This is a genomic window from Sanguibacter inulinus (assembly GCF_013415325.1).
Classification (GTDB): Bacteria; Actinomycetota; Actinomycetes; order Actinomycetales; family Cellulomonadaceae; genus Sanguibacter; species Sanguibacter inulinus.
Genome location: NZ_JACBYE010000013.1, coordinates 63,583 through 78,818 on the forward strand (window position 1 = coordinate 63,583; position 15,236 = coordinate 78,818).

The window sequence follows — 15,236 nt, forward strand, 5'->3', positions numbered from 1 at the left end:
GGGTTCCTTCCACCGGTCGGTATGCCTCTTAGGACAATAGTGGGGGGCGATCTATTCCCCGCGCGCGTCGAGAGCCCACCGCCGAGCACCTGGGACCGCTGTTCGCCCTCAGACGATCGTCGCCTCGACGCCGTGCGCCCGCTGGCTCTGGGCCGAGGTCGCGGGGTACAACTGCTGGGTGACTGACACCGCGGACTTCCCCCACGACCCGTTCGAACCCGAGGACTCGACGCCGGCCGGCTGGCTGAGCGAGCAGGACCTGACGGGCGCCCGCGCGCACCTGCCCCTGGTCTACGTCGACGCCGTCCCCGTGCGTGTCGACGACTCTGGCGACGTGGTCGCCGTGGGGCTGCTGCTCCGCGTGTCCCGCACCGGTGCGATGACCCGCGCGCTCGTCTCGGGTCGTGTGCTCTACCACGAGAGGCTCCGCGACGCCCTGCTGCGGCACATCGAGAAGGACCTCGGCCCCGTCGCCCTCCCGCAGATCCCTCCGTCGCCGCAGCCCTTCACCGTCGCCGAGTACTTCCCGACCCCCGGTGTCACCGCGTACTACGACGCCCGTCAGCACGCCGTCTCGATGGCCTACGTCGTCCCGGTCAACGGCGACTGCCAGCCTCAGCAGCACGCCCTCGACCTCGCCTGGCTCACCCCGGAGCAGGCGTGCAGCGAAGAGGTCCAGGCCGAGATGTACGGCGGCCAGGGCGTCCTGCTCAAGCAGGCCATGGCGCACGTCGGACGCCTCTCCTAGGACTCACCACACAGGCCCTGGTCGGCACGGTCCTCTGCGGACACGACGCCAGCGACAGCGCGACCAGCACCGTCAGAGGTCGAGGCGGGGCCAGTCGTGCAGGTCGTCCTGCATGCGCCTGTCGTGGGTCGCGACGACCACGGCCGCCGAGGTGCTGCGCAGCGCCTGGGTGAGGTCGTCGACGAGGTCGATCGACAGGTGGTTGGTCGGCTCGTCGAGGAGCAGCACGTGCGGAGCGGCGAGCAGCGCGCACGCCAGGTCGAAGCGGCGGCGCTGCCCGACGGACAGCTCGGAGACCGGCCGGTCCAGGTCCTCCTCCGAGAGCACGCCGAGCATCGCGACAGGGACGACGTAGCTGGGGTCGAGCGCGCCCGTCGCGAGCAGGTCGAGGGCGAGGGCTGCGTACTCGTCGAAGCCCGTCGGCACGTGACCGTCCTCGGTCCGTGAGCCTGTGCGGTGGACGCCCTCCTGCGAGACGACACCGAGGCGTGCCCGGGACAGCGCCGTGCGGTAGCCGCGGTCGAGCGGGACCGTCCCGGCGAGCGCACCGAGCAGCGTGGACTTGCCGGCACCGTTCGCCCCCGTGACGAGCAGGCGCCCGGCAGCGGGGACGACGATGCGCTGCCCCGGCAGGTCGAGACGCGGCGGCCTGCCGTCGTCGCCGTCGACCCGCGGGTTGCGCACCTCGACGACGGGGTCGCCAGCCCCCCAGGTGGGCTCCATCGAGGGCAGGTCGGGGAAGTGCAGGGTCGGCGGGGGCGGCGGGATCTCGACGGCCTCGGCCTCGAGCTTCTCGACCAGCCTGTCGGCCGCCTTGACGTGGATCCGTGCCCGGGTGCCCCGCCGGTGCTTGTTCGAGCCCTTGGGAGGGCGCCACTCGTCGGAGAGCCCCTCGTAGGACTGGTCCAGGCGCTCGGCGAGCTGCGCGGCGCGCTTGCGCTCGGCCCTGTAGCGCTGGCGCCACCTGTGCAGCGCCTGGTTCTTGGCGAACCTGTAGGACAGGTATCCGGGTTGACCGTAGAGCACCGGGCGACCGTCGATCGACGGGTCGAGGTCGAGGATCGCTGTCGCGACGTCGTCGAGCAGCTGCCTGTCGTGGGTGACGATGACGACCCCGCCACCCCACTCGACGAGCTCGCGGGTGAGGAAGGCGATGCCCTCCCGGTCGAGGTGGTTGGTCGGCTCGTCGAGCAGCAGCAGGTCGGCGCGTCCCGCGAGCCGGCAGGCCAGCCGCACCCTGAAGCGCTCGCCGACCGACAGGGTCTCGAGAGGTCTGGTCAGGTCGCGGCAGGCCCCCAGGCGGGTGAGCGCGACGTCGGCTCGACGTTCGGCGTCCCACGCCGCCAGGTGCTCGACGCGGGCCATGATCTCGGCGAGCTCGCCGAGCCGGGCGCCCTCGTGGTCGAACTCGGCGCTCGCTCGGTCGAGCTCGTCGGCCGTGCGACGGACGTCGGCGAGTGCCTCGTCCACGAGGTCACCGACGGTCTGCCCGGGGAGGACGACGAGCTCTTGCGCCACGACAGCGACGGTGCCGACGCGCCGGACCTCACCGCCGCTCGGGTCGATCTCGCCTGCGAGCAGCCTGAGCAGGGTCGTCTTGCCCGAGCCGTTCTCACCCACCACCGCGAGTCGCTGCCGGGCGCTCACCCGCAGGGAGACGTCAGAGAGGACAGGCCTGCCGGGATAGCCGAACGAGAGGTTGTCGGAGACGAGATGCACCCGGCCACGATACGTCGCGGGTACCGTTCCTCTGTGCTCAATTCCGAGAACGGCCCCGTGACCCGTCCCACGCGAGGGGTCCGCGTGCCCCTCGCCGTCGCTGCGGCGGCCGACGTGCTGTGCGTCGCGGTCTTCGCCGCAGGTGGCCGCTCCTCGCACGACGAGCAGGGCGGTCTTGTCGGCCTGCTCACGACGGCCTGGCCCTTCCTCGCCGGGGCGGCGGTCGGCTGGGCGCTCGTCGCGCTCGTGCCGACGCTGTCAGGAGGAGGCGCAGCGCAGGGTTCGGCGAGCACCCGGCTCGCGGGTGTCTCAGATCTCGCCCCGGCAGGCCTGGTCGTCGCAGGTGCCGCATGGGCAGGCGGCATGCTGCTGCGCCTCGCGACAGGTCAGGGTGTCTCCGGAGCCTTCCCGCTCGTCGCTCTCGGCTTCCTGGCTGTCACCCTGCTCGGGTGGCGCGGCTTGGTGGCGCTCGTCAGCCGCGCAGCACGTCGGCGATCGTCGGCGCCAAGGCCCTGAACGCCTGGCCGCGGTGGCTGATGGCGTTCTTCTCCTCGGGGCTGAGCTCGGCGCAGGACCTGTCGTAGCCCTCGGGCAGCAGGATCGGGTCGTAGCCAAAACCACCGTCACCACGCGGAGCCGTGAGCAGCGTCCCGACCAGCTCGCCGCGGACCACGTGCTCGACACCCTCGGGCGTCACGAGCGCCGCTGCACAGACGAACCGTGCGCGCCTGTGCTCGGGAGCGATGTCTCCCAGCTGGGCGAGCAGCAGGTCGAGGTTGGCGCGGTCGTCACCATGACGGCCGGCCCAGCGGGCCGAGAAGATGCCTGGCGCCCCGCCGAGGACGTCGACCGCGAGACCCGAGTCGTCGGCGACAGAGGGCAGTCCCGACTCGGCGGCGAGAGCCCGGGCCTTGATGAGCGCGTTGGCCTCGAAGGTCACACCGTCCTCGACAGGCTGGACGTCCGTGAAGCGGGTCGCCCCGACGACCTCGTCGGGCAGCAGACCGGGCACGGTCCCGGCGGCGAGCAGGATCGCTCGCAGCTCACCGACCTTGTGGTCGTTGTGCGTGGCGAGGACGAGACGTGGGTCGGTCACGGCGGTGCTCCCTGGGAACGAGGGTGTGGCGGGACGGGCTGCGGGTTGGTGTGCAGGTCGACGAGGCTCCTGCGCGGCCGACGAGGTCGGGCGGTCCGGCGGTGCGGCGAGCCCTGGCGCTGGCCACAAGGCGCCCGACTGCCCAGGCGCCCAGACGTTCAGACCAGGTAGCTCGCCCCGGGTGCGACGACCTCGACGGGTCCGCTGAAGCTGGACCTCGCCTCGGCGACCGTGACCTCGGGGTCGTTCCACGACGGGATGTGGGTGAGCAGGAGACGCGCAGCGCCGGCCTGCGTGGCCGCCTCACCGGCCCGGAGCCCGGTGAGGTGGACGCCGCGGACGCTGTCGCGCCCCTCCACGAAGGCCGCCTCGGCGAGCAGCAGGTCGACCGACCGCGCCAGCTCGACGAGACCGTCGCACGAGTCGGTGTCTCCCGTGTAGGCGAGGGTGGCACGCTCGCCGGGGCGCATCGAGCTCGGTCCGGTCACCCGGACGCCGTAGGCCGGGATCGGGTGGTCGACCGCGACGGGCTCGATCTCGAAGGGACCGACTGTCGTCGTGGTGCCCGGCTCCCACGCGTGGAAGTCGAGCTGACCGCTCATGGACTCGTGCGCCTCGAGACCGTAGGCCTCGGCGAGCCGCTGCTCGGCCACGGCCGGCGCGTAGACGGGGGTCGCAGGACGCCCGGTCCCCCGCTCCGAACCGCACACCGGGTGGTACTTGAGATACACGTAGAAGCCGCAGAGGTCTGCGAAGTGGTCGGGGTGGAGGTGCGAGATCGCGACAGCGTCCACCTCGAAGGGGTTGACCTCACGCTGGAGGGCACCGAGGGCGCCGCTGCCGAGGTCCATGAGCAAGGACCACGTGCGGCCGTCCGCGTCCGTGGTCTGCACCAGGTACGAGGACGCCGGGGACTCCGGCGACGGGAAGGAACCTGCCATCCCGAGGATCGTCAGCTTCATGCGACCGATTCCACCATGACTACCTCAGGACCGAGGAATCGTCGGGCGAGGACCGAGAACGACGTGGTGTCCCCCGTCGACTGGAACCTGTGGGTCGGGGGCCCCGCGTTCTCGTCCCTGGCGAGGTCGTGGGCGACCAGCGTGCGGTAGACGTCCTTGGCCGTCTCCTCAGCACTTGAGACCAACGTCACGTCGTCGCCCATGACGTAGGAGATCGCGCCGGTGAGCAGCGGGTAGTGCGTGCACCCCAGGATCAGGGTGTCGACCCCGGCCTCGCGGACCGGGTCGAGGTACCGGTGCGACACCTCGAGGACCGCCGGGCCCGAGGTCACCCCGGACTCGACGAGGGACACGAAGTCGGGGCAGGCCTGCGGGGTGACTGTGATCCCCGTCGCGACGGCGAGCGCGTCTTCGTAGGCGCGTGACTCGATCGTCGCGCGCGTCCCGATCACCCCGACCCGACCCGTGCGGGTCGCTGCGACCGCGCGTCGCGCCGCGGGCAGGATCACCTCGACCACCGGGATGCCGTGCCGCACCGTGTAGCGCTCGCGCGCGTCCCGCAAGACCGCGGCCGAGGCCGAGTTGCACGCGATGACCAGCATCTTCACGCCCTCCTCGACGAGGCTGTCCATGACGTCGAGGGCGAGCGCCCGGACCGTCGCGAGAGGCTTGGGCCCGTAGGGCGAGTTCCGGGTGTCGCCGATGTAGTGGATGGACTCGTGGGGCAGCTGGTCCAGGATGGAGCGGGCGACCGTCAAGCCCCCCACACCGGAGTCGAAGATCCCGATCGGGGCGTTGTTCACCCCTCGAGGATAGTCCGTCAGGACGCCCGGCCTGCCCGGCGGTGGTGCTCGAGCAAGCAGTCGGTCAACGACTCCTGCAGGTAGCCGGTCAGCAAGAACACCGACCCGAGGAACAGCTCGGGGCCGCTGAGCGCCTCACCCGCGTGGCCTCGCGCAGACTCCTGCCCGGTCTCGGGCCCGTCACCCTCGTCCTCTTCCCAGGTCGCCGAGACGGACCTGTACAGCGCGTCGGTGTCGGCGTCGGTCTGCAGCCCGAGCCTCGAGCCGATCACCTGGCGGACGTCGCCGAGCGCACCGGCGATCTCGGCACCCTCCTCCCGACCGACGACCAGGGGCAGCTGCTCGTCCTCGTCAGCCGACGGTGAGGCCTCGAGCAGCAGGTCCGCGAAGAGCAGCAGCCGGTCGACCTTGCGCTGACGCAGGTCGTCGTCGGTCAGGCGGCGGAACTCGTGCGCGACCTCGGGGTCGTCCGAGGCGTCGGGCAGCAGCCTGCGCACCGCAGGGTCCGCCGGGGCGACGACGACGTCGGCATCGATGCCGTCGAGGATCTGGCGGAGGTGGTCGTCGGGGTCGGCGTCCTGGGCGCCGGGTCCGAGGCTGTCTCCGGCTGTCGCCGGGGTGCGAGCCGCGGCACCCGCGTCGTCCGGCGCGTCATGAGGCACGGCGCCGTCGAGAGGCTTGGCGCCGTCGAGAGGGGCGGTGTCGCTCTCGGTGGGCGGTGCCCCCTGGTCCAGCGGGGTGGCACCGGGCTCCGCGCCGTCCTCGGTGTCCTCACGGTCGACACGGTCGACGTCGGCCTCGCCGTCGGCCTCGTCGAGGTCCACGTCGGTGTCCTCACCGCCGAGGAGCTCGACCACGTCGCCGGTCACCTGGGCCAGCACGAGGCGTTCCGGGGTCGACAGCGCGGCGACGTACGCCGTTCCCTCGTCCGAGATCTCAAAAGGCCGCACGACTACTCCCCGCTCCGCTGCATGGTCGCCCAGAGGCCGAAGGAGTGCATGGCCTGGACGTCCATCTCGACCTTCTCCCGGCCGCCCGTCGACACGACGGCCTTGCCCTCCGAGTGCACCTGCATCATCAGGCGGTGCGCCTTGCGCTCGGAGAAGCCGAAATAGCTCTCGAAGACATAGACGACGTAGTTCATGGTGGTCACCGGGTCGTTCCAGACCAGGGTGACCCAGGGCTCACCGACCGAGGCACCTGTGTCCTGGCGCACTTCCTGGCCGGGGATGGTCTTGACGTTCACGGGTCAACTCTAGGTGCAGGTCCTGAAGCTCGTGCTCAGGTGCGCGTCCGCCCAGGTGACCTACGGTTGTGCCATGGGAACCGCGCTGCTCACCGACCGATACGAGCTCACGATGCTGCAGGGAGCGCTCGCCGACGGGACCGCCGACCGTCGCTGCGTCTTCGAGGTCTTCACCCGGCGCCTGCCGTCCTGGCGCCGCTACGGCGTGCTGGCCGGCACTGGACGCGTCCTCGACGCGATCGAGAAGTTCCGCTTCGACGAGGACGAGCTCGCGTGGCTCGAGCGAGAGTCTGTCGTCGACGCCCGCACCCTCGAGTTCCTCTCCACGTACAGGTTCACCGGAGACGTGCGCGGTTACGCCGAGGGCGAGGTGTTCTTCCCGTCGAGCCCGGTGATGGTCGTCGAGGGCAGCTTCGCCGAGGCTGTGCTGCTCGAGACCGTCATCTTGTCGATCCTCAACTACGACTCGGCCGTCGCGTCGGCAGCCTCGCGCATGACGAGCGCGGCCGTCGGTCGTCCGTGCCTCGAGATGGGCTCGCGCCGCGCGCACGAAGAGGCCGCAGTCGCAGCAGCCCGTGCAGCCGTCGTCGCGGGCTTCGCCGGGACGTCGAACCTCGAGGCGGGCCGCCGCTACGGCGTGAAGACCATCGGCACGGCGGCGCACGCCTTCACCCTGCTGCACGACGACGAAGAAGAGGCCTTCCGGGCGCAGATCGCGTCGTCGGGCACCGGGACCACGCTGCTCGTCGACACCTACGACGTGACCCGCGGCGTCGAGCTCGCCGTCAAGGTCGCGGGCACCGGGCTCGGCGGGGTGCGTCTCGACTCGGGCGACCTCGGTGTGCAGGCCGTCGAGGTGCGCAAGCAGCTCGACGCGCTGGGTGCCACGGGCACGTCGATCACCGTGACCTCGGACCTCGACGAGTACGCGATCGCCTCGCTCGCCGCGGTCCCCGTCGACTCCTACGGGGTCGGGACCAAGCTGGTCGTCGGGTCCGGCGCACCGACCTGCGGCATGGTCTACAAGCTGGTCGCCCGCGAAGACTCCTCAGGGACCCTCGCACCCGTGGCCAAGGCCTCGACGTCGAAGACGAGCGTGGGTGGCCGCAAGACTGCCGCGCGTCAGCTCGACGAGGACGGACGGGCGATCGCCGAGGTGGTCGTCACAGGCCGGGACGAGGCCGTCGCCGCGTGGGCACCGACGAGTGAGACGATGCGCCCGCTGCTCGTCGACCTCGTGACGGCTGGCGAGGTCCTGCCGGGGTGGACCGGCGCGGAGGGCGTCGTCACCGCCGCGGCGAGGCACGAGGCCTCGCGCGACGAGCTGCCTCGCGGAGCCCGCAGGCTGTCGACGGGCGAGGTCGCCGTTCCGACGACCTCGCTCGTGCTCGACTGAGACGAGCGCCGGGGACGCACCCAGGCGGCCCGCGCCTCGCACGTCTCGCGCCTCGACGCCCGTGGCGAGCAGCGCTGCGCGGCCTGCCCCGCCTCCAGCAGGCCGGCCGCCGGGCCACCCACGCCTTCAGCGGGCCGGCCGCCGGGCTACTTCTTCCCGACGAACCAGCCCCGCACGACCTCGACCCGCTGGGTCAGCTGGTCGATCGAGGCGAGCGGCACCTCGGGCCCACCGCTGCGACGCCGGAGCTCGTTGTGGACCGAGCCGTGCGGCTGGCCCGAGCGTCGGGCCCAGGCGGACACCAGCTGTGAGAGCTCTTTGCGCAGGTCTGCGGCACGACGGTGCTCGAGCTCGCTGCGCTCGGCGGCCTGCTGCGCCGCCTTGCCCTTGCCGCTCAGCTGGCTCGCCTGACGCTGCTTGAGCAGCGTGGTCACCTGGTCGGCGTCGAGCAGGCCAGGCAGCCCGAGGAAGTCGAGCTCCTCGTCGGAGCCGACGTCTCCCCCGGTGCCGAACTCGCCGCCGTCGAAGAGCACCCTGTCGAAGGAGGCCTGCGACTCGAGCATCTCGAAGGACCCCTGGTCCGCGAGACCGTCGGAGGCCTTCTCCTCCCGGTTGGCGGCCGCCATGAGGGCGTCCTCCGGGTTGTACATGTCGCCCTGCTCCTCAGACGTGAGGGGCCTGTCGAGCGCGTGGTCCCGCTCGAGCTCGAGGGTGTTCGCGAGGTCGAGCAAGGGGCCGACGCTCGGCAAGAACACCGACGCCGTCTCACCGCGGCGCCGGGCTCGCACAAAACGACCGACGGCCTGGGCGAAGAACAGCGGCGTCGACGTGGACGTGGCATAGACACCGACGGCGAGGCGCGGCACGTCGACACCCTCGGAGACCATGCGGACGGCGACCATCCAGCGGTCGTCCCCGTCGGAGAACTCGTCGATGCGCTTGCTGGCGCCGTCGTCGTCGGAGAGCACGACGACTGGAGACTGACCGGTGATCCGCGCGAGGTGCCCGGCGTACGCCCGTGCGTCCGTCTGGTCTGTCGCGATGACCAGACCACCGGCGTCCGGGACGGCGCGACGGACCTCGCTGAGCCGCTTGTCGGCGGCAGCGAGCACCGACGGCACCCACTCGCCGTTGGGGTCGAGGGCGCTGCGCCAGGCCTGGGCCGTCATGTCCTTGGTCATCGCCTCGCCGAGACGTGCGCTGACCTCGTCCCCGGCCTTGGTCCGCCAACGCATCTGTCCGGAGTAGGTGAGGAAGATGACCGGGCGCACGACGCCGTCGCGCAGCGCGTCGCCGTAGCCGTAGGTGTAGTCGGCCGAGGATCGGCGGATGCCGTCCATACCGCGGTCGTAGACCACGAAGGGGATGGGCGCGGTGTCCGAGCGGAAGGGCGTCCCGGTGAGGGCGAGACGGCGGGTGGCGCCCTCGAAGGCCTCCCGGATGGCCTCACCCCACGAGAGCGCGTCGCCGCCGTGGTGGACCTCGTCGAGGATCACGAGAGTGCGAGCCGCCTCGGTGCGCGCCATGTGCAGCGCGGGGTTGGCCGCCACCTGGGCATAGGTGAGCGCGACGCCGTCGTACTGCGCGCCGTGACGTCCCTGGCTGTTCTTGAAGTTGGGGTCCAGACGGACACCCACGCGGGCGGCCGCGTCGGCCCACTGGTGCTTGAGGTGCTCGGTCGGGGCGACCACGGTGATACGCCGGACCGTGCCCTGCTCGAGCAGCTCGGTCGCGATGCGCAGCGCGAAGGTCGTCTTGCCTGCGCCCGGGGTCGCGACAGCCAAGAAGTCGCGCGGGCTGCGGGCACGGTAGGTCTCGAGAGCCTCGGCCTGCCAGGCACGCAGCTTGGACGCCGTGCCCCAGGGGGCGCGGCGCGGGAAGCTCGGCGACAGGTGCGAGGCTGCTGCCGACGACGCAGCCTGCGGGACCGGGGTCGCCGGCAGCGGGAGCGGTGCGCCGGCCGGAAGGCTGGTGTGGGCGTGACCGCTGTCGTGGTCCTGCGCCTCGCCACCCGTGGCAGGCTCAGGCTCAGGTGCGCTCAGTGCGCTGAGGTCGAAGGGTTCGCTCGTGTGCTCGTGGGACGCAGCACTCACTTGCCGGAGTCACCCGAGCCCGAGTCGCCGTCCTGCGGGTCGCGAAGACCCTCGTAGATCTCCTTGCAGATGGGGCACACCGGGAACTTCTTCGGGTCGCGACCGGGGATCCACACCTTGCCGCAGAGCGCGATGACGGACTTACCGCTGAGCGCGGAGTCGAGGATCTTCTCCTTGCGCACGTAGTGCGCGAAGCGCTCGTGGTCGCCGGGCTCGACCTCCTCGCGCGTCTCGGTGTGCTCGAGGACGCTCGTCGACGTCCCGCCTCCGGGCCCGCCGGGGGCCGTGGGCGCGTTGAAGGGGTCCTGGGACATCTGGACCGGCTGGATCCGCTCAGGACCTGTGCTCGTCGACGGCTGCTCGCTCATGGGGGCGAGTCTACGTGGGAGCCCCGACAGCCGACGAGCGTCCTCGGCGCGTCGTGCGTCACGGCCGGCAAGCGTCGACCTCTGACCAGCGCTTCTCTCCCTACTGATCGACCCCGGACCGCTAGCACAAGAATCTGAACAGACGTGGGACGAATGGTCACGAGGACCAGACCGCTCGGAGCCCCGATTCATGGAATGGGGAGAACTCCCCATCACCAAGACCAGCGAAATCTCTCTCAAAAACATGCCCTGACCTGCGCAGACACCGCCGTGTTAACGCCTCGTAACTTCTGCACAAGACTCTTACATCCGGCTGCTACCCGTTGGTAACGTCGCTCGAGTTCACCCCCCGGTTCACCCGGCCTCCTGCTGCCCGTCACCCGACGGACGGCCCACGAGGCTGCGCGCGCCACAGTCGTCGTCGACGACAGAGCTCCCACCTCCAAGGAGAATTCGTGACCGTTCACCGACACACGTCGGGTGCCAGAAGCCTCGGCGCAGCTGCCGTCGGGCTGGCCCTCGCGGCGGGGCTCGTCGCCCCGGCCGCCAGCGCAGATCCCACCACCCCCCTCACCGGGAGAGGGGCGGACGACACCTCCGCCCTCGACCCGGCAGTCGTCTCTCCGTCGCTCTCGGGGCGCGACGGACGCGTCTCCGTGTTCGTCCAGACGTCCGGCGCCGGAGCCCTCGAGGTGCAGAGCACCTCACGCTCGGCGGGCTCGGTCCAGCAGCGTGTCGACGAGATCGACGCGACCGCCGCCACGGTCGAGGCGCAGGCCACGGCGGTCGACGCCGACTCCGAGGTCCTCTACGTCACCCGGTACACGGTGCCGGGTGTCGCGCTCAACCTCGACGCCTCGGGCATCGACACGATCGCTGCCATGGACGACGTCGTCAAGATCTCGGCGATCCGCTCGCAGACCGTGGACCTGCCGACGGTGTCCGACCCGACCAACGTGAACTCCGACGCTCTCGTGAGCGCCTTCGAGGCGTGGAGCGGTGGTGGGACGACAGGCGCGGGCGTGAACATCGCCGTCGTCGACACCGGGATCGACTACACGCACGCGGCCTTCGGCGGACCGGGGACCACGGATGCGTACGCGGCGGCCCTCGCCTCGACGGCGGCACCGGACCCGGCGTGGTACGACGCGACCAAGTATCTCGGCGGCGCCGACTTCGCGGGTCCGACCTACAACGCGGACCCGACCGACCCGGCCACCTACCAGCCCGTCCCCGCTCCCGACGAGAACCCGATCGACGGTCTCGGCGGCAGCCATGGCACGCACGTGGCTGGCACAGCCGGTGGCTACGGCGTCGGCGCCGACGGCCTCACCTTCGGCGAGGCGCCGGACGGCACCCGCCTCCCGGACGCCTACGCCGCGGTCGACGAGTCGACAGACTTCCGGATCGGCCCAGGGTCGGCGCCCGACGCAGGCCTCTACTCCCTCAAGGTCTTCGGCGACGCCGGCGGCAGCACCGACCTCACCGGCGCGGCGATCGACTGGGTGGGCGCGGCGATCGCCGACGGCCAGCAGATCGACGTCGTCAACCTCTCCCTCGGCAGCGACTTCGGGGCTGCCGACGACCCCGAGAACGCGATGCTCGCGGCACTCATGGACCAGGGCGTCCTGCCCGTCGTCGCCTCGGGCAACGCCGGAGACGTCACAGACATCGCCGGGACTCCGAGCAACACCGCGCGCACGCTCGCTGTGGCCGCCTCGGCCTCAGGGCGTGGGCTCCAGGACTCGGTCACCGACGCGACGACCGAGCAGGCCTACGGCGCCCAGTACTCGCAGAACTTCGTCGGCCCCTTCACCCTGGAAGCCCCGGTCGTCCCGCTGACCGACCCTGCCAACCTCGAAGGGTGCCTGCCCTACTCGACGACCGACGCAGCCGCCGTTGCGGGCAAGATCGTCCTGGTGGAGTGGAACGACGACGTCGCCCTCCCCTGCGGCTCGGCAGCACGCTTCAACAACGCGGCCACCGCTGGTGCTACAGGTGTGCTCCTCACCTCGACGGTCAACAGCTTCGAGTCCGGGATCGCCGGCAACGCCAACATCCCAGGTGCGCAGGTCACGGCCGACGCCTCGGCCGCGCTCCGACCGCTCGCGGCCGCCGGGACGCTGACCCTCAAGCTCTCCTCCGACCAGCTCGGCGTCTTCGACTTCTACGACCCGACCAAGACCGACACGATCGCCAGCTTCAGCTCGCGCGGTGAGCACGGCTCGTACAACGACATCGTCAAGCCCGACGTCTCGGCACCCGGTGTCGGGATCATCTCGGCGGCCTCGGGCACGGGCGACGACCGCTCCGTCAAGAGCGGCACCTCGATGGCCACCCCGCTCACGGCCGGAGTCGCCGCGCTCGTCTACGAGTCGCACCCCGACTGGTCCGCGGACAGGGTCAAGGCGCAGATCATCAACACCGCGACGCACGACATCGTCGTGAGCGGTGACGACCCGACGGCCTACGCCCCGGCCCGTGCTGGCACAGGACGCATCGACGCCCTCGCCGCCGTCACCAACCAGGTCACCGCGGCGACCGACGACGTCGGCGGCCTCGTCACGGCCTCCTTCGGGATCGTCGAGGTCCCCGCCGCCGGGTACACCGAGACCCGCACGATCACGCTCACCAACGACGGTCCTGACACCGCGACCTACACGCCGACGTACGAGGCACGCACCACGGTCCCCGGCGTCGAGTACTCGGTCTCCCCTGCGACGGTCTCCGTCCCGGCGGGCGGGACGGCGACAGCCACCGTCACGCTGACCATCACCGACCCGAGCGCTCTGCGCAGGACGCTCGACCCGACGATGGAAGCCGTCCAGGGCGGCCTCGCCCGCCAGTTCGTCTCCGACGCCTCGGGAGTGCTCGAGCTCGTCCCGACCGACGATGCGCGCGGGACACTGCGGGTGGCGGTCTTCTCCGCACCGAAGCCTGTGAGCGACGTCCACGCCGCCCCGGTGGTCCTCACGGACCCCGCAGCGACCACGGGCCAGCTCACGCTCGCCGGGCCTGGCCTGGCACAGGGCGAGGGCTCCGAGGCGTACGCCTCGACAGGTGTGCCTCTCCAGCTCGGCGTCGAAGACGCTGTCGAGGAGTTCCCGGCCGACTCGGCCTCCAAGACCCTCTCGTCCCTCGACGTGGTCGCGGTCGGTGCCTCGAGCACAGCGCCGCAGCTGGACGACCCGTCCGCAGGCGTCCTCACCTTCGGTATCGCGATGGACGGCGACTGGGGCCGCATGCAGTCCCGCAGCTACCCCGTCGTCTCGATCGACACCGACAACGACGGGACCGAGGACTACTACACCTACGCCACGATCTACGACGACACGATCGACCTCATGGTCGCCGTGACGGTCGACGTCGCCGCAGACGCCGTGGTCAGCGTCCTGCCGATCAACCTCGCCGAGGGTGACGTCGACACGAACCAGTTCGACAGCAACGTCCTGACGATGTCGGTCCCGCTCGCCGACCTGGGGTACACCGCCGACTCGGCTGGCACGACGATCAGCTATCACGTGGAGACCTACTCCGAGTACGCACCTCGCTCGGCTGAAGACCCCACGAGCTCGCTCGTCGACTCGACCGGCACGGCGACCTTCGACGTCTTCGCACCGGCCGTCTGGTTCGGGGCGAACGGCGCCGAGGAGATCTTCTACGAGGACGCCGAGGGCTTCATCCCGGTGAACCTCACCCCGGCACCGGCACCTGCAGGCGCTGTCCCGGCAGCCCTCGAGCCCGTCGCCGGCGCACCGCGGATCCTCATGCTCCACCTCAACAACGGCGACGGCGCCCGGGCCGACATCGTGGACATCCTCGCGGACGTCCCCGTCGCCCCGGAGCCCACGGACCCGCCGGTCACCGAGCCTCCGGCCCCGACCGACCCTCCGGGTCCGACGGGTGAGCCGACGGCGATCCCGACGGACCCGACCCGGACCGAGCCGACATCTGCGGGCGGACCAGGGCGGCTGAGCAATACGGGAGCTGACGGCATCACGACAGCCCTGGTCGTGGCCGGTCTGCTCGTGGTCGCCGGCGGCACGACGCTGGCCGTCCGTCGCCGCCGGACCGGAGGTGACGCGGGGTCCTGACCCTGCCCACCGCCGCAGCCAGCGGCACCACAGCACTGCAGCGCAGCACCCCGTCGGTCGTCGACCGGCGGGGTGCTGCGCTGTCCGGGACGAGGGGCCCTCGCGAGGTGGGGAACAGGCGGGCGACGACGGTGGGTACGAGGACACGCGTCAGGCTCTGCCCGCCTCCGCGGGTGCGGTGGTGGGTGTCAGAGCCCGGTGCCATGATCGTGAGATGGACATCACACGGCGCATCACCGTCTTCGACACCGACGACCTCGAGAGCGAGAGCGCCTTCTGGGCGGCTCTGCTCGGTGGCACTGTCGAGAAGGAGGACGACTGGCACAGCCTGGTCGTCGACGGCTCCTCGCAGATGGGGTTCCAGCTCGCCCCGGACCACCGTCGCCCCGAGTGGCCAGGTGGCACACCGCAGCAGATCCACCTCGACCTCTACGTCCCGGACATCGCAGCAGCGCACACCGAGGCCCTCGCGCTCGGTGCCACGCTGCTCAAGGCCGCCGACGACACCTCGGCCGCCGAGGGCTTCCAGGTGTACGCGGACCCGGCCGGGCACCCGTTCTGCCTCTGCTGGGGCTGAACGTCGCACGGCCAGTGTCCGGACGCGGCCAGCGTCCGGGAGGGTGTGACTGGACGCAGCCGCCTCGGGCGACGTCCGTCGCACAGCCCTCGTTCCTCGCTCCGTCACGCAGAAGAGGCGGCCACCCTGTCGGG

The 15,236-nt window shown here is 71.2% G+C and carries 13 protein-coding genes; 5 read left to right on the forward strand and 8 right to left on the reverse strand.

Going from position 1 to position 15,236, the window contains the following annotated elements; all coding sequences use genetic code 11:
- Nucleotides 1-178 precede the first annotated feature (178 nt).
- On the forward strand, nucleotides 179-748 hold the full coding sequence (locus HZZ10_RS07520; protein ID WP_056129678.1) for an NUDIX hydrolase family protein: 570 nt from the start codon (nucleotides 179-181) through the stop codon (nucleotides 746-748).
- 72 nt (nucleotides 749-820) lie between these two features.
- Here HZZ10_RS07520 and HZZ10_RS07525 read toward each other — a convergent pair whose 3' ends face one another.
- Complete coding sequence (locus HZZ10_RS07525) at nucleotides 821-2,467, reverse strand: ABC-F family ATP-binding cassette domain-containing protein (RefSeq protein ID WP_179913037.1); 1,647 nt, start codon at nucleotides 2,465-2,467, stop codon at nucleotides 821-823.
- 33 nt (nucleotides 2,468-2,500) lie between these two features.
- On the opposite strand from HZZ10_RS07525, the gene HZZ10_RS07530 reads away from it, so the two are divergent.
- The gene (locus tag HZZ10_RS07530) at nucleotides 2,501-2,983 is read left to right on the forward strand and encodes a DUF3054 domain-containing protein (RefSeq protein ID WP_308507524.1); all 483 of its coding nucleotides are present in this window, start codon (nucleotides 2,501-2,503) and stop codon (nucleotides 2,981-2,983) included.
- On the opposite strand, the gene rdgB is transcribed toward HZZ10_RS07530, so the two are convergent.
- The 5 genes from rdgB to clpS form a co-directional block, all read right to left on the reverse strand.
- Complete coding sequence (gene rdgB / locus HZZ10_RS07535; protein WP_179913039.1) at nucleotides 2,940-3,563, reverse strand: RdgB/HAM1 family non-canonical purine NTP pyrophosphatase; 624 nt, start codon at nucleotides 3,561-3,563, stop codon at nucleotides 2,940-2,942. The genes HZZ10_RS07530 and rdgB overlap by 44 nt on opposite strands.
- A gap of 158 nt (nucleotides 3,564-3,721) precedes the next feature.
- Nucleotides 3,722-4,525, reverse strand: a complete 804-nt coding sequence (locus tag HZZ10_RS07540) for an MBL fold metallo-hydrolase (RefSeq protein WP_179913040.1) — start codon at nucleotides 4,523-4,525, stop codon at nucleotides 3,722-3,724.
- A complete protein-coding gene (murI, locus tag HZZ10_RS07545) occupies nucleotides 4,522-5,328 on the reverse strand; it encodes a glutamate racemase (protein ID WP_179913041.1) in 807 nt (268 codons plus the stop codon). The genes HZZ10_RS07540 and murI overlap by 4 nt, the downstream gene beginning before the upstream one ends.
- Before the next feature lie 17 nt (nucleotides 5,329-5,345).
- Nucleotides 5,346-6,278, reverse strand: coding sequence for a DUF2017 family protein (locus tag HZZ10_RS07550; RefSeq protein ID WP_179913042.1), 933 nt, complete (start codon nucleotides 6,276-6,278; stop codon nucleotides 5,346-5,348).
- 2 nt (nucleotides 6,279-6,280) lie between these two features.
- The gene (gene clpS / locus HZZ10_RS07555; RefSeq protein ID WP_056129637.1) at nucleotides 6,281-6,574 is read right to left on the reverse strand and encodes an ATP-dependent Clp protease adapter ClpS; all 294 of its coding nucleotides are present in this window, start codon (nucleotides 6,572-6,574) and stop codon (nucleotides 6,281-6,283) included.
- A 73-nt stretch (nucleotides 6,575-6,647) separates the two neighbouring features.
- Here clpS and HZZ10_RS07560 point away from each other — a divergent pair, with 73 nt between their 5' ends.
- Nucleotides 6,648-7,970: a nicotinate phosphoribosyltransferase gene (locus tag HZZ10_RS07560; protein WP_179913043.1), complete on the forward strand. Its 1,323-nt coding sequence runs from the start codon at nucleotides 6,648-6,650 to the stop codon at nucleotides 7,968-7,970.
- A 146-nt stretch (nucleotides 7,971-8,116) separates the two neighbouring features.
- Here HZZ10_RS07560 and HZZ10_RS07565 read toward each other — a convergent pair whose 3' ends face one another.
- Together HZZ10_RS07565 and HZZ10_RS07570 are read right to left on the reverse strand one after the other, a co-directional pair.
- Entirely contained in the window at nucleotides 8,117-9,913 is a 1,797-nt protein-coding gene (locus tag HZZ10_RS07565; protein ID WP_056130793.1) for a DEAD/DEAH box helicase, read from the reverse strand.
- Nucleotides 9,914-10,059: 146 nt separating this feature from the next.
- A complete protein-coding gene (locus tag HZZ10_RS07570; RefSeq protein ID WP_056130788.1) occupies nucleotides 10,060-10,377 on the reverse strand; it encodes a DUF3039 domain-containing protein in 318 nt (105 codons plus the stop codon).
- 509 nt (nucleotides 10,378-10,886) lie between these two features.
- Between HZZ10_RS07570 and HZZ10_RS07575 the strand changes: the two genes are divergently transcribed.
- Together HZZ10_RS07575 and HZZ10_RS07580 are read left to right on the forward strand one after the other, a co-directional pair.
- Nucleotides 10,887-14,525, forward strand: a complete 3,639-nt coding sequence (locus tag HZZ10_RS07575) for a S8 family serine peptidase (RefSeq protein ID WP_179913044.1) — start codon at nucleotides 10,887-10,889, stop codon at nucleotides 14,523-14,525.
- 214 nt (nucleotides 14,526-14,739) lie between these two features.
- Entirely contained in the window at nucleotides 14,740-15,102 is a 363-nt protein-coding gene (locus tag HZZ10_RS07580; RefSeq protein ID WP_179913045.1) for a VOC family protein, read from the forward strand.
- Nucleotides 15,103-15,236: the final 134 nt, after the last annotated feature.